Here is a 14,386-nt window from a genome sequence, read left to right on the forward strand (position 1 = left end):
AATTACTGGCTGCTTTTTTGAATAGTAATTTTTTCTTCTGCTTTAATAATTGAAAGATTAAACGTTTTGCGAAGGATAGTGAACAGGAGATCTACATTCCCCGAATCTATGGTACCTGTAAAGCTGAGTTTTGCGAGTTCCGGATCGGTAAACGTTATTTTGAATCCATAACTATCTTCCAAAACCTGCGCTACTTCTTTTAAAGTACTTTCTTCAAATACAAGTTTATTTTCTACCCAGGAACTATAGTTAGATGCTTTTACCGCTCTCTTCAGTAAGCGTGCCTGAGTGGCAGAGAAGTCAACCAAATCCCCCGGTCGCATTTCTACCACTCTGCTTTGCTCTTTCTGCAGGAATAGCTTAACCTTACCAGAATTTAAGATCACCCGCGTCTTTCCACGTCTGGTATTAACATTGAACTTGGTGCCTAAAACCTGAACATCGAGATCGTCTGTATGCACCACAAACCGTTGTGAATTACTTTTATGAGTAACTGAAAAGAAACCTTCTCCTTTTAACCATACTTCCCTGGGAGACTCGTCCTCCCATTTTGACGGATACGAAACGGAAGAGTTGGAATTTAAGACTACCACAGACCCGTCCGGGAGGATGATCTTTTTATTTTGCCCATAGGTGGTCTCCCATTCTATATCCCGGTTCAGGAAAAGAAATGCGAGGATGCTTACACACAGAAATGCTGTCACCACAGCAGCAACCCGCTGCCATGTTTTGATCATACCTAAGAGACCTATTCGCGGTGAACGGGTTTGCTGACCATCGAAAGCCTCATTTGAAGCAGAAATACGGCTCCATAACTCAGCAAGCTCTTGTTGAACCGGAGTATCTTCGTCTCGTGCAAGTTCGAGAATAATCTCTCTTGCCTCTTCTACGATACGTTTATTTTCGGCACTCAGCGATGCCCATTCTATCCATCTCGAGCCGTCTTCTTTAATGGGACTTTTAGCCCACTTTATAAAATCAGGGTCGAGAATTAGACTGTCAAGGCTGAACTTTTGGAAATGCATATAAACTTTTAATTGGTTGGTTTATATACATTAGACAGCAAGTCACCTTTTTTACCAAGCTTTTTTAATTTTTTTTTAAAAAAATTAAAAAAGAGCAAAAAAGTAATTAAACGTTCTGCTAAAATGAATCTTTGTGTAACAACAAAAGGATCATGGCTGCCGCCATTTCTGCTTTTAATGATTGGACTGCATTAAATGCAGTGTTGTAAATTGTGCGAACTGAAACAGACATAATCGCCGCAACCTCTGCGGGACTCAGATTATTGTAATACAATAAGAAGATAACTTCCTTTTGTTTATTAGTCAGCGTTCTCAGAGCCCGGATCAGTTTTTTTTCATTCTCATGCTTCGTCTCGCTGAAAACGCAGTCAAATTCTTTGGAATTTACATGCCCCTGTTCCGTTTCATCAAGGATCTCATTACTTATGAATTTGGCTTGTTTACTTAATTCACGGATAAGTTTATTCCGTAAAGATTTAACGAGATAATTTCTTACCGAAACAGGGTTTGATAGACTAGTCTTATTACGCCATATTTCGGTAAAGAGATCGTGCATGCAATCTTTTACCAACTCCTTATCAGATACTACCTTACACCCATAGCGAAACAACAACGCCGAATACTGTTCATACAAACATGCATAGGCCGCTTTGTCTCCCGCTTTGAACAGGCGCCAAACAGAGTTTTCATCCTCAGCAAACTCCGAAAAACATTCACTCTTCGATGTTTTTAAAGCCATTTTAATAAAAGTTATAACGCACTGGTTTTTAAGCCGAAGCTTAGGGAATCGGTGTACTAATTGGTTTAATCAATAATACTAAAAAAAACAACAATTGTCAAAATAACATTTAAAAAAATCATAAAAAAAAGCCCGCTTTTGGAAGCAGGCTTTTCTCTAATTGTTATTTCAGTGCAAGAACCACTACAGACGCAGCGGGCAACTTCAGCTCCAATTTGCCATTCTTTATCTTAGCATCTTTAAACGCTGCCGGTTTAATCAAATCAGGTTTTTCAAACGAATTATAATCCTGCACTTTTTTGGAAGCCAGGATACGGCCAGTAACGGCACTTGCCTTAAGCCCCTTCAAATCCAAAACTATATCACGGCCCTTGCCGGCATCAATATTTACCAGCGAAATATGAACAACTCCATTTTTATCGCGTGATGAGGAAGCTGAAACAGCAGGCAGCTTGCGGTCGCCCAGGGTGTACTCATTAACATTTTCAATCTTTAATGGAATCAAGGTGGCATCCTGATGTACATTATACATCTCCATTACATGATAAGTAGGAGTTAAAATCATCTGGGCATCCTTCGTTAAGACAACCGATTGCAGCACATTTACCGCCTGCGCAAGATTAGCCATTCGCACCCGATCAGCATGATTGTGGAAAATATTAAGTGTTACTCCTGCAATCATCGCATCGCGAATAGTGTTTTGCTGATAGAGAAAGCCGGGGTTTGTACCTGGCTCCACTTCATACCATCCACCCCATTCGTCTACCACCAGGGCAACCTTCTTCTTAGGATCGTATTTATCCATGATGGCTGAATGCCTGGTAACCAGCTCTTCCATCTGGAGCGCCCGCTGCATCGTTGTAAAATATTGGTCTTCGGTGAAGGCTGTCGACGGGCCTTTTTTACCCCAATCTATCACAGAATAGTGGTGAAGCGCCATTCCTTCGATTAAATTTCCCGGAACGTTTTTCATAATTACCTCCGTCCAGTTGTAATCCGCAGAATTTGCGCCCGATGCTATGCGAAACACATTATTATCATTGCTCCAACCAGTCATAAAGGTTGAATACTTTCTAAATTCATTTGCATAATACTCCGGAGTCATATTCCCTCCGCAACCCCAGGCCTCATTTCCAACTCCCCAGAATTTTACGTTCCATGGCTTTTCACGGCCATTCTCACGGCGGAGTTTGGACATAGGGCTTTCGCCAGAGAAATTGACATATTGAACCCAGTCGATCAGCTCCTGGGGAGTTCCTGTTGCCATGTTACCCGCCAGGTACGGCTCTGTGCCTAATAGCTCGCACATATTTAAGAAGTCGTGGGTTCCAAAGCTATTATTCTCTGTTACGCCTCCCCACCAGGTGTTTACTATGGTTGGTCTTTTGTCTTTAGGCCCAATTCCATCTTTCCAGTGATACGTATCGGCAAAACATCCCCCCGGCCAACGAAGGTTGGCCACCTTTAACTTCTTCAAAGCGTCTACAACATCAGTTCTTATCCCATTTGTGTTAGGAATACTGGATTTCTCTCCTACATAAAATCCGTCATAAATGCTTCTGCCCAGGTGTTCTGCAAAATGCCCGTAAATATGTTTATTAATAACATGCTTAGCTTCTCCGGGATTCAAGCTAATATTAACAGGGCTCTGCGCTATTCCTGCAACAGAATAGACTACCAGGCATACCAGTGGAAATAATTTCTTCATAATTTGGTTTTATTGGTTCAACACTTCAAGGCTGCAGCCTTTACCGGGTTAAAAGTATAAAAGATTTTTTAAATGTCAATAGTACAATTATAATCATTCGATACAATAATTGTGGTATTGACATATATATTTTATTATTGCATGGAAAATGACCCGATACTCCAAACAAACCCGGATTCTCGTTGCAGTCGATTGCATCATCTTCGGTTTCGACGGCGAAATTCTTAAGCTGCTCCTTATTCAACGAGGTTTTGAACCAGAGAAGAATAAATGGAGCTTAATGGGGGGCTTTATGGAGCCCAACGAGAGTACAGACGAAGCCGCAGCCCGGATTCTGAAACAGCTTACAGGTCTGGAAGGTGTCTATATGGAGCAAATGCAGGTCTTTGGCGAGCCGCAACGCGACCCTATCGAGCGTACCCTAAGCATCGCATACTTTGCATTTATCGACATTCATAAATATGAGAAGCAATTGAGTGACGATTATCACGCTGAGTGGTTTCCTTTGAAGGAAGCTCCAAAGCTCATTTTCGATCACAATAACATGGTAGAAAAAGCAAGGGAAATGCTTCGCTACAAAGCGGCATTACACCCCCTGCTGTTTGAACTGCTTCCAGAAAAATTTACTATTCCGCAAATTCAAACTTTGTACGAGAATGTATATGATACCGTACTCGACAAACGTAACTTCAGCCGGAAACTTTTATCCACCGGTTTACTGATACGACAGGATGAAAAGGATAAAGGCGGGTCAAAAAAAGGGGCCTATTATTATAAACTGGACCCGGCAATTTATAAGGATAAATTCCAGGCCTTTCTGAACTTTATACCCAACCCACAGGCCTTCCTAACCGCCTAATCCACTGCAATTTAGACTAACTTTAAGTCGCTACGCTTTCGATTTTTTTCACATAAATTCAATTAGTATTTTAATATTTGAAAAAATAAGTGTTATTTAGACACGAATAACGATATTTATGAATACTCAAAATTTTGTGATCGGTGTGGACTACGGGACCGACTCTGTACGTTCGGTACTGGTAAATGCAGCAAACGGGCAGGAAGTAGCAGCTTCTGTATACTATTATCCGCGCTGGAAACAAGGATTGTTTTGCGATCCTTCAGAGAACCAATTCAGGCAGCATCCGCTGGATTATGTGGAAGGGCTGGAAAAAACAATTAAAGAATGTCTCGCTCTGGCCGGACAAGATATAGCCGCATCAGTTAAAGCCATTTCGATAGACACAACGGGCTCAACTCCTGTTGCTGTTAATGAAAATGGCGTCCCCCTCGCGCTTCTACCCGAATTTGAGAATAACCCCAATGCGATGTTTGTATTGTGGAAAGATCATACTTCGGTAAAAGAAGCAGCCGAAATAAATGAACATGCCGAGAAGTTTGAAACAAATTACCTTCAACTGGTTGGCGGTATTTATTCGTCTGAATGGTTTTGGGCCAAGTTATTGCATGTATTGAGAGAAGACGAGGCGGTAAGAAATTCCATGGCTTCATGGGTGGAACATTGCGACTGGATCCCATTCTTACTTACAGGTGGGACAAAGGCATCTGAAATAAAACGCGGGGTGTGCTCTGCTGGTCATAAAGCCTTATGGGCCGAAGAATTTGGTGGCTTACCGCCGGAAGACTTTTTTGCGTCTTTAGATCCTGTTTTAGCAGGCATTACTTCTAAACTTTCGAACAAAACATATACGTCAGCAGAACAAGCAGGTAAACTGAGTGCAGAATGGGCTCAAAAGCTGGGCCTTTCTACAGATGTAGTGATAGGAATAGGCGCATTTGATGCTCACATGGGTGCCGTAGGTGGTCAGATAGAACCTTACTATTTAAGCAAGGTGATGGGTACATCCACTTGTGACATGCTGGTAGCCCCAGCCAACGAGGTTAAAGATACTTTGGTAAATGGAATCTGCGGACAGGTTAATGGTTCAATTATCCCCGGGATGATCGGTATGGAAGCCGGGCAATCTGCTTTCGGAGATGCTTATGCCTGGTATAAAAACGTATTGGCCTGGCCATTGAAGAACCTTCTGGCTCAATCAAGTATTATTGACGCCGAAACGGCAAAAAAATTAATTGAGGAAGTGGAAAGCAAGATCATCCCCGAGCTGAGCAGACTCGCCGATCAGCTTCCGCTCGAAGAATCGGGCGAACTGGCAGTAGACTGGCTAAACGGCCGGCGTACGCCAGATGCGAGTCAATTATTGAAAGGGGCTTTTCTGGGTCTTGATCTGGGCAGCGATGCTGTAAAAATGTTCCGCGCACTGGTAGAGGCAACCTGCTTCGGCGCCAAGAAAATTGTAGACCGGTTTATCGATCAGGGTATCCCCGTTAAAGGACTGATTGGAATGGGCGGCGTTGCTAAAAAATCGCCTTTCATTATGCAGATGATGGCCGACGTAATGAATATGCCTATCAAAATCCACAAATCAGATCAAACTTGTGCAATTGGTGCGGCAATGTTCGCCGCCACTGCAGCAGGACTTTATCCGAAAGTAGAAGATGCTATGGCTGCGATGGGTCAAGGGTTTGACGCAGAGTATCATCCGAACGCAGAACGTGTTGCTGTATTTGCGAAACGTTATCAGAAATACTCTGAAGCCGGTAATTTCATTGAAAGCTTTACGGCATCAGAGACCGGACAGATGGTTAACAGTTAATTGCGGGAAGCTTCTTTTACATTTCACTTTTTCATTTTACTTTCTAAATGAGTCAATACCAACACATAAAACAAGAGGCATACGAAGCCAATATGCAGTTACCGAAGCTGGGGCTGGTGCTCTTTACTTTTGGGAATGTTAGTGCGGCCGACCGCTCACTCGGAGTTTTTGCAATCAAACCAAGCGGTGTTCCTTACGAGGACTTATCACCAGAGAAAATGGTGATCGTAGACTTTGACGGAAAGATCGTCGAAGGAAGCCTTCGCCCCTCGTCGGATACACTAACACACGCCGTGCTTTACAAACATTGGGACAAAATTGGCGGTATAGTGCACACGCACTCTACCTATGGAACTGCCTGGGCACAAAGCCAGCGCGACATTCCGATTTTTGGAACCACACATGCCGACCACCTGACAGTTGATATCCCCTGTGCGCCACCAATGAGCGACAAGATGATCGAAGGCGACTATGAATATCAAACCGGTTTCCAGATAATGGATTGTTTCAAAGAACGCGGTTTGAGCTACGAAGAGGTGGAAATGGTTCTGGTTGGAAACCACGCGCCTTTTAGCTGGGGAAAAACAGCAAATAAGGCGGTGTATAACAGTGCAGTATTAGAAACTTGTGCTCAAATGGCCTTATTAACCGAACAAATTAATCCGCAGGCACCCAAGCTCAAAGATTCATTAATTAAAAAACATTTCGAAAGAAAACACGGCCCTAATTCTTACTACGGACAATCTTAATACATAACATAACCCCAATAATGATCGATTTAAAAAAATTTGAAGTCTGGTTTGTAACAGGAAGCCAGGATCTATACGGAGAGGAAACGCTTAAGCAGGTAGCGGCCGACTCGCAGGAAATTGCAAACTCATTAAATAATGCTGCGCAAATCCCGGTAAGAGTTGTATTTAAACCAACAGTAAAAAGCACAGAAGAAATTTTTGCAATTTGTCAGGAAGCTAACGTGTCGCCAAATTGTATCGGTATCATCACCTGGATGCATACTTTCTCTCCTGCTAAAATGTGGATCAACGGTTTAAAGATCTTGAAGAAGCCGGTTGCGCATCTACACACGCAATTCAACAGAGACATTCCATGGAACTCTATCGACATGGATTACATGAACCTTCACCAAAGCGCTCATGGTGACAGGGAATTTGGATTCATCATGTCGAGAATGCGCATTAACCGCAAAGTAGTTGTAGGTCACTGGAAAGACTCTGAGGTGTTAGATCAGTTGAATGCATGGAGCAGATCAGCAGCAGGATGGAACGACTGGCAAGGTGCAAGGTTTGTTCGCTTTGGTGATAATATGCGCTATGTGGCTGTAACCGACGGCGATAAAGTGGAAGCAGAATTAAGATTCGGCTTTTCTGTGAACACTCATGGTATCGGCGACCTGGTATCAGTTATTAACCAGATCAGCGATGCGGACGTTGACAAACTAACTGCCGAATATGAAGAGCGCTATGCTGTAATGGATTCATTACGTAAAGGCGGCGCCCAGTATTCTTCTTTAAGGGATGCAGCAAAGATTGAACTCGGCATGAAGTCTTTCCTTGAAGCAGGAAATTATAAAGGATTTTCGGACACGTTTGAAGACCTGCATGGAATGGCACAATTGCCAGGAATCGCGTCGCAACGCCTGATGGGCCAGGGATATGGCTTTGCGGGGGAAGGTGACTGGAAAACTGCTGCATTAGTTCGCGCGATGAAAGTTATGGGTAGCGGACTTCCGGGCGGAAATGCCTTTATGGAAGATTATACCTACCACTTTGATCCATCAAACCCTCTGGTTTTAGGTTCTCACATGCTTGAAATCTGTGAATCTATCGCCGATGGCAAAGCTAAATGTGAAATTCATCCTCTAGGAATTGGCGGCAAATCAGACCCGGTTCGTTTAGTATTTAACGTAGCTGCAGGCCCGGCGCTTAACGCATCAATTGTAGATATGGGAAATCGTTTCCGCATGATCGTGAATGAGGTCGAAGCAGTGGCTCCGCAAAACGACCTTCCAAAATTACCTGTTGCCCGCGTATTGTGGAAACCATATCCAGATATGAAGACAGGCTGCGCTGCATGGATCTTAGCAGGTGGCGCTCACCATACCGGATACAGTCAGAACCTGACTTCTGAGCATATGCAAGACTTTGCTGAGATGGCAGGAATTGAGTTTGTAAAGATTGGCAAAGAAACCAACCTATATCAATTTAAAAATGAGCTTCGCTGGAGCGAAGCCTATTATCAGTTGAATAAAGCTTAAATTAAATCCAAAATGAAAAGCCGGACATTTCGTTCCGGCTTTTTGCTTTTAAATATTCATCAGATGACTATAGCAAATCTGCCTGAGTCATATGATGAATAATAAAGACTTAGCGACTTTGAGCCTTCGTGGCCTATTAAACCAATAAACTCTCCAAAAACGGATCATCATAATCCTCAATAAATTTCAGAATATTCGGCAAGCCTTCAAATTCGTGCTCTTCATGCATCGTGGTAATCACAACCGCTTTCATTCCGGCATTTAGGGCGGACTGTACGCCTTTAGGATTATCTTCAAACACAATACAATCCTGCGGATCGACACCTAAAGCAGCTGCACCTTTTAAGAAAGTCTCAGGATCTGGCTTACTCATTTCAACATTATCGGCACTGATGGTTACCGGAAAATACTTTCTAATGTTGAGTCCGTCGAGTACGAAATCAATATTAAACATGATCGCTGCAGAGCCAACAGCCATTTTGATATCACGTTCATCTGCCTTTTCAATAAACTTTTCGAGTCCGTTAATCAATTTCAAATGAGGCCGGAAAGCCTGCTGATATTTCTTTTCCTTCTCGAATACGATGTTACTCATTTCCTTTTCATCGGCGAACCGATCTTCTCCGAAAACCCTTACCAGCATCTCTTCCCCTTTTCCATACATTTCCATTTTTACCTGCTGCCAGGTTAAGCTGGCGCCAAGATCGTTATTTAACACATCTTGCCAGGCGTTGGTATGGTAATCCATATCATCAATCATTGTTCCGTTTAAGTCGAAAAGAAAAGCTTTTGCCATAAAAAATCAATAAGGCTGCAAAGAGATGAAAAACATTTTTAAAATCAAATCCGCCTTCCTAAAATGTAAACGCATAAAGTAAAAAATAACACAGAAAAAACATAACCTTATCATCTCCAAACAAGTAAAAATCAATATCACAAGCAGTGGATTTTTTGGACGTAGATTTTAATAAAAAAATCACTTCGCGGGAGCAACTGAAACAATAATAAACTACATTGAGCGTAAGAATAAGATTACGTTCGTAATTTAGAAAAGGGGTTAGATTATGTTTGAAAGATTAAAAGAGTTAGTTTCAGAATTTATTAATGGTTTGAAGAAAAAGGAACCTGCTCTTGTTCCGGTAAGAAACCAGCAGAGACGCCTTAGAAACGATTAATTTTTAGAGTTTCAATAATTAACCTGGCAGTTTTTGCTGAAGCACCGGGTTCTCCCATCTTCTCAGCCAGTTGCTGGTAATTAATCAGCATCTGGCTGCGGTTTAAGGGGTCATGCAAAATTGCATTTAATTCCTTTGTCAGCGATGCCACATTACAATCTTCCTGAATTAGCTCCGTTACCACCGGCTGATCCATTATCAGATTCACCAGCGATATATATTTAATCTTCACCAGCAAGCGTGCAATAGCGATACTGGCAGGATTACCTTTGTAGACCACTACCTGTGGGATTTCGAATAGTGCCGTTTCAAGTGTTGCGGTTCCCGACGCTACAATTGCAGCCTCTGAGTTTTCCAACAGGTCGTAGGTCTGGTTATAGACTACCGGTACATGTTTTTCTCCGATAATTTCTTTATAAAAGTCTTCATCAAAACCAGGCGCCCCGGCAATAACAAACTGATATTTAGGAAACCCCTCTGTAATACTCAGCATCTCGGGCAAAATCCGGCTTATCTCCTGCTTCCTGCTTCCCGGAAGGAGAGCCACCAAAGCCTTACCCGTTAAAGCGTGTTGCTGTTTGAAATTCCCGTTGGGCTTAAAATCAAAAATGGCATCCAGTAAAGGATTCCCTACATAGTCGACCGTCATGCCCCATGATTTATAGAAATCTACTTCGAATGGAAGTATGCAAAACATCTTATCTACCACCTTTTGAATTTTCAATACCCGTTTCTGATTCCAGGCCCAGACCTTTGGCGAGATATAATAAAATACTTTAATATTGTTCTCTTTGGCAAATTGTGCTATTTTCAGATTAAATCCCGGAAAATCAATGAGAATCAGGGCATCTGGTTTATGTGCCAAAAGGTCTGCCTTCGTATGATTTAAATTCCTGAAGATCGTGCGCAAATTCAAAATTACCTCAACAAATCCCATAAAGGCCATTTCTGAGTAGTGGCGAACTAAGTCCCCACCCTGAGCAAGCATCAGATCGCCGCCAAGGATGCGAAACTTTGCATCAGCATCCTGCTGCTTCAACGCTTTCATCAGGTTTGCTCCATGCAAATCACCGGATGCTTCGCCCGCAATGAGGTAATAAGTCATTGTTGAATTTTATGATAAAAGAAAATAAAGGCACATATAAATGTGGAGCCTATTATCCCCCGGGCGGTATTTTCCTTGTACTCTTTAAAATAATACCTTACCAGGATAAGATTCAGCGCAACACATCCTATATAAAGTAAATCATCCTTTTCTAACACCCTAACATTCTTTTTCAGTATTTCGACGAAGAAATACGCTATGGCGGGAAGCACTAATCCAAGCACAGCCCCTAACCAAACATTGTCACGCTTTAACATCAAATTGCCAGCTATTTAAAATTGGAATTGCATGATGTGCCGTTAAATCAAATTGTACCGGCACAACAGACACATAATCATTATCCAGAGCCCAAACATCGGTATCTTCGCCTTTGTCTCCCGACTGAAAAACACCCGTAAGCCAATAATAATTTCGCTGATGCGGATCTAAACGCTCATCAAACTCTTCGGCGTACTTGGCATTCGCCTGACGGCAAATCTTGATTCCACGGGCGGCGCCTGTTTTCGGGAAATTAACATTTAGTAATGTGGCTGCAGGCAAGCCATGCTCCAGCACCTGATTGGCAATCGCCCTAATAAAGGGTACGCACTTGCTGAAATCGGCATCGTAGGTAAAGTCATCGTAAGAAAATCCGATAGAAGGAATTCCTTCTATGGCTCCTTCCATGGCAGCCGACATGGTTCCGGAATAGAGGATATTAATCGAATGGTTAAGACCATGGTTAATTCCAGAAACGCACAGGTCTGGTTTTTTACCCTTAAACACCTGATTTACAGCTAACTTAACACAATCAACAGGCGTTCCTGAACATTTATACATTTCGATATCGGGATAGATATGCACTCTGTCGAGACGGAGAGGTTTCGCTATTGTTATGGCATGCCCGGTACCCGACTGCGGGCCATCCGGAGCTACCACCACCACCTTTCCCAGATCTTTCATAGTGTCCATCAGGACTTTAATTCCCGGCGCATCTATACCATCATCATTCACCACTAAAATGGTGGGTTTATTGTTCTTCATCAGAGAATATTATTTTCTATCAGCTGTCAAGTTTAACGAGATGTTAAGCTCGTACAAATTTTCAACCAGCAAAGATTTCTTAGCATCAAAATTTAAGTAAAACTACAAAAAAGGAAACGGCTGGGCGAGAGCACAAAAAAATTAGATGCTCAGATGGGCTGTTTGAATAACGAAACTTTCTTGTTACATTGCCGGGAGATGATGAGCGGTCTTCCCAAAAGACTAACCAACAAGCAATTATAAGATTTAAGTATGATGAAGTTATCCGCTTTGCGGCTACTGGCTCTTTGCCTTTTTATTGTTATTGCGGGATGTAGAAAAGATAAGTATACCGAACCAGAGCCACCGGTTGTTGCGAAGACCGACACTTTGATCTCGGGTCCGACACCGGATTCCTTAAGTTTAAATACTGTTTTCAAGTCGCTCGATATCCAATCGATCCTGGTGAATCCTTCGGCACAGCCCATCAGCTTTTACTCACTGGCGAAAGGACGCGAAATAAACGGAACACGGCCCACTTTGCATTTAGCCTCTTCGGGCTGGACTCATCCTTCTGTTCAATTCTTCGAAAAGCCCTGGAATGGCTACCACTATTGGGCAGCTTTAACGCCGTACCCGGGAACAGATAGTCAGTATGAAAATCCGCATATCTTCTGTTCGAACGACGGCCGAACCTGGATTGAGCCAAAAGGTATTCTCAACCCGATTGAGCCCTGCCCGCCGGATATCGGCTTTAACTCTGATGTTGACCTGCTTCTCGACAAAAACATTTTATACTGCTACTGGCGTTTGACGGCGAAAGACAGCCGTTCGATCTACGTTAAAAAAAGCAGCGATGGAATTAATTGGAGTGAGAAAATACTAGTCTGCAAAATGCCATACGGCGTTGTCGATGTTATCTCACCCTCCTTTTCGTTCCTTAAAAGCGACGGCAAATATTACTGCTATGCCGTTTGTGGGCCGGAAAGCGAACCTGGGAATTATTTCAACAAATATTCGATCAGGAGAATGTCTTCATCCGACCCTCTCAATTTCAATCCTGAAAAAGGAAAAGGATTCGATTTAGTGAGTATCAGCGGCAGGCCCTGGGGTAATAACCAGGAACCCTGGCATTTGGAAGTAAGAAAAATGAGAAACCTGTGGATGATGTTGGTAACCACTACCAATCTGAACGGATACGGAAGCGGAGGCCGATTATTTATGGGATACTCTTCTGACGGGATAAACTTTTCGTTTGGGCGGGCACCTATCGGTACTTTCACCGGTAGCACTTATAAAAGCTCGTTTAATCCCAGATATAATCATATCACTAAAAAGATTCATGTTGAGATGTGGAGGGCCGTAATGAGCTATGGCTGGGCAGTTTTTTACGATAAATTTATTGTTAATGCGCAGGAACAATAGTTTTGAAGAATGCAGACAGCCTTTGGAACGCTGTCTGCGTTAAAACCGTCGACAAGACGGATTTGAAAAACCCTTTGTTTTATAAACTTCTCAACCAATCTATAACGCCTTCGCGCGTTTTACCGGTTTTGGTTTGTAAACGGCCGTATAGCTCGTCTTCTTTGCCCTCTTCATATTGCAGATCATCATCCGTCAAGTCTCCATGAGCTTGTTTGACTTTGCCCTTAAGCTCGTTCCATTTTCCTTTTAATTCTAATCTGTCCATGTTCTTTATAATTAGGTGTATAGTTGGAACAGGCTGAGGACGAAATAGTTTGGGCTTACCAGGCGTCCAAATCAGAAGTAACAAGCCCGATGGTCTCTGCCCTTCACTGCAAAACGAAATTTGAGCATTACCTCGTGCGAGCCTTTTTGGGCTTTGGAAAGCTCTGTATTAGAAAAATCGTAGGAATAGCCAAATTGAATATCGGGTGTGATGAATACAGATGCCAGAGCATCAAATGAGTCGAAAGACCGGTATGAAGCGCCGAGCCACAAGATCTCCTTGATTAGCATATTGGCGTTTACATCCAGTTGCATCGGAGAGCCGTTAACGTACTTAACCAATACATTAGGTTTAAATTTATAATCATAGCTCAATTCAAACAGAGAACCCGCCTGAAGCATAAAATGTGGCTTTACTTTAGGCGAAGACGCTTCTTTGGTAAAAGAGGTAAAATCTCTTGCGAAAAAATGCGGCGATGAAAGCCCGATATAGTGCTTTTCGGAGAAGAGCATTACCCCCACTCCAAAATTTCCTCTCAAGGTACTAGAATTATAGAATTTCGGGTCGTTCATTGACTCGGGGCTGTAACTGTAGTTCTGCGAATAATCAGCACGGAAGCTGCTAAGTCCACCATTAACCCCCACAGAAAGATAGGACTCTGCCCCCATCTCAACCCGTTGCGAAAAAGTGAAATACCCTCCGGTCTCTTTAAGCACCTCTCCTATCTGATCGTTAATCAGCAGTGCACCCACAAAGCTGTTTGATTCCTTTATGGGCGTGTGTATAGCAAACGTTTGTGTTTTAGGCGCACCTTTAAATCCCACCCACTGATGCCTCGACAATGCAGTGATTGTCAAAGATTCGTCTACCGCCGCATAGGCTGGGTTTATAGCCAATGTATTAAACATGTACTGAGTGTACATAGCTTGTTGCTGTGCTCTCCCAACTATGGTGACCAATATTAATAGAACTACAACGGCTAATTTCCTCAT

Annotated in this window: 14 protein-coding genes; 5 read left to right on the forward strand and 9 right to left on the reverse strand. The window is 42.7% G+C overall.

Annotated features, from left to right (window positions below):
• Nucleotides 1–2: 2 nt before the first annotated feature.
• From J3P43_RS10800 to J3P43_RS10810, 3 genes are all read right to left on the reverse strand, one after another.
• Entirely contained in the window at nucleotides 3–1,025 is a 1,023-nt protein-coding gene (locus J3P43_RS10800) for a FecR family protein (RefSeq protein WP_255902120.1), read from the reverse strand.
• A gap of 118 nt (nucleotides 1,026–1,143) precedes the next feature.
• Entirely contained in the window at nucleotides 1,144–1,764 is a 621-nt protein-coding gene (locus J3P43_RS10805) for an RNA polymerase sigma factor (protein WP_255902122.1), read from the reverse strand.
• Nucleotides 1,765–1,927: 163 nt separating this feature from the next.
• Entirely contained in the window at nucleotides 1,928–3,472 is a 1,545-nt protein-coding gene (locus J3P43_RS10810) for an alpha-N-arabinofuranosidase (protein ID WP_255902124.1), read from the reverse strand.
• A 148-nt stretch (nucleotides 3,473–3,620) separates the two neighbouring features.
• Between J3P43_RS10810 and J3P43_RS10815 the strand changes: the two genes are divergently transcribed.
• From J3P43_RS10815 to araA, 4 genes are all read left to right on the forward strand, one after another.
• Nucleotides 3,621–4,331 (forward strand): NUDIX hydrolase, encoded by a 711-nt coding sequence (locus J3P43_RS10815; protein WP_255902126.1) that lies wholly within the window; start codon nucleotides 3,621–3,623, stop codon nucleotides 4,329–4,331.
• A 118-nt stretch (nucleotides 4,332–4,449) separates the two neighbouring features.
• Entirely contained in the window at nucleotides 4,450–6,150 is a 1,701-nt protein-coding gene (locus J3P43_RS10820; protein WP_255902128.1) for a ribulokinase, read from the forward strand.
• Nucleotides 6,151–6,197: 47 nt separating this feature from the next.
• The gene (locus tag J3P43_RS10825; protein ID WP_255902130.1) at nucleotides 6,198–6,899 is read left to right on the forward strand and encodes an L-ribulose-5-phosphate 4-epimerase; all 702 of its coding nucleotides are present in this window, start codon (nucleotides 6,198–6,200) and stop codon (nucleotides 6,897–6,899) included.
• 20 nt (nucleotides 6,900–6,919) lie between these two features.
• Nucleotides 6,920–8,422, forward strand: coding sequence for an L-arabinose isomerase (gene araA, locus J3P43_RS10830; RefSeq protein WP_255902132.1), 1,503 nt, complete (start codon nucleotides 6,920–6,922; stop codon nucleotides 8,420–8,422).
• 136 nt (nucleotides 8,423–8,558) lie between these two features.
• Here araA and J3P43_RS10835 read toward each other — a convergent pair whose 3' ends face one another.
• From J3P43_RS10835 to surE, 4 genes are all read right to left on the reverse strand, one after another.
• The gene (locus J3P43_RS10835; protein ID WP_255902135.1) at nucleotides 8,559–9,218 is read right to left on the reverse strand and encodes an HAD family hydrolase; all 660 of its coding nucleotides are present in this window, start codon (nucleotides 9,216–9,218) and stop codon (nucleotides 8,559–8,561) included.
• 365 nt (nucleotides 9,219–9,583) lie between these two features.
• A complete protein-coding gene (gene lpxB / locus J3P43_RS10840) occupies nucleotides 9,584–10,702 on the reverse strand; it encodes a lipid-A-disaccharide synthase (RefSeq protein WP_255902138.1) in 1,119 nt (372 codons plus the stop codon).
• Entirely contained in the window at nucleotides 10,699–10,959 is a 261-nt protein-coding gene (locus tag J3P43_RS10845; RefSeq protein WP_255902141.1) for a stationary phase survival protein SurE, read from the reverse strand. Before J3P43_RS10845 ends, lpxB begins: the two co-directional genes overlap by 4 nt.
• Nucleotides 10,946–11,725, reverse strand: coding sequence for a 5'/3'-nucleotidase SurE (gene surE / locus J3P43_RS10850; protein ID WP_255902144.1), 780 nt, complete (start codon nucleotides 11,723–11,725; stop codon nucleotides 10,946–10,948). The genes J3P43_RS10845 and surE overlap by 14 nt, the downstream gene beginning before the upstream one ends.
• 252 nt (nucleotides 11,726–11,977) lie before the next feature.
• Here surE and J3P43_RS10855 point away from each other — a divergent pair, with 252 nt between their 5' ends.
• Complete coding sequence (locus tag J3P43_RS10855) at nucleotides 11,978–13,129, forward strand: hypothetical protein (RefSeq protein WP_255902146.1); 1,152 nt, start codon at nucleotides 11,978–11,980, stop codon at nucleotides 13,127–13,129.
• 79 nt (nucleotides 13,130–13,208) lie between these two features.
• Here J3P43_RS10855 and J3P43_RS10860 read toward each other — a convergent pair whose 3' ends face one another.
• Entirely contained in the window at nucleotides 13,209–13,394 is a 186-nt protein-coding gene (locus tag J3P43_RS10860) for a CsbD family protein (protein ID WP_255902148.1), read from the reverse strand.
• Between the two features lie 71 nt (nucleotides 13,395–13,465).
• A complete protein-coding gene (locus tag J3P43_RS10865) occupies nucleotides 13,466–14,386 on the reverse strand; it encodes a PorP/SprF family type IX secretion system membrane protein (RefSeq protein WP_255902150.1) in 921 nt (306 codons plus the stop codon).

Origin of the sequence: Paradesertivirga mongoliensis (assembly GCF_024436395.1) — a bacterium.
GTDB lineage: Bacteria > Bacteroidota > Bacteroidia > Sphingobacteriales > Sphingobacteriaceae > Paradesertivirga > Paradesertivirga mongoliensis.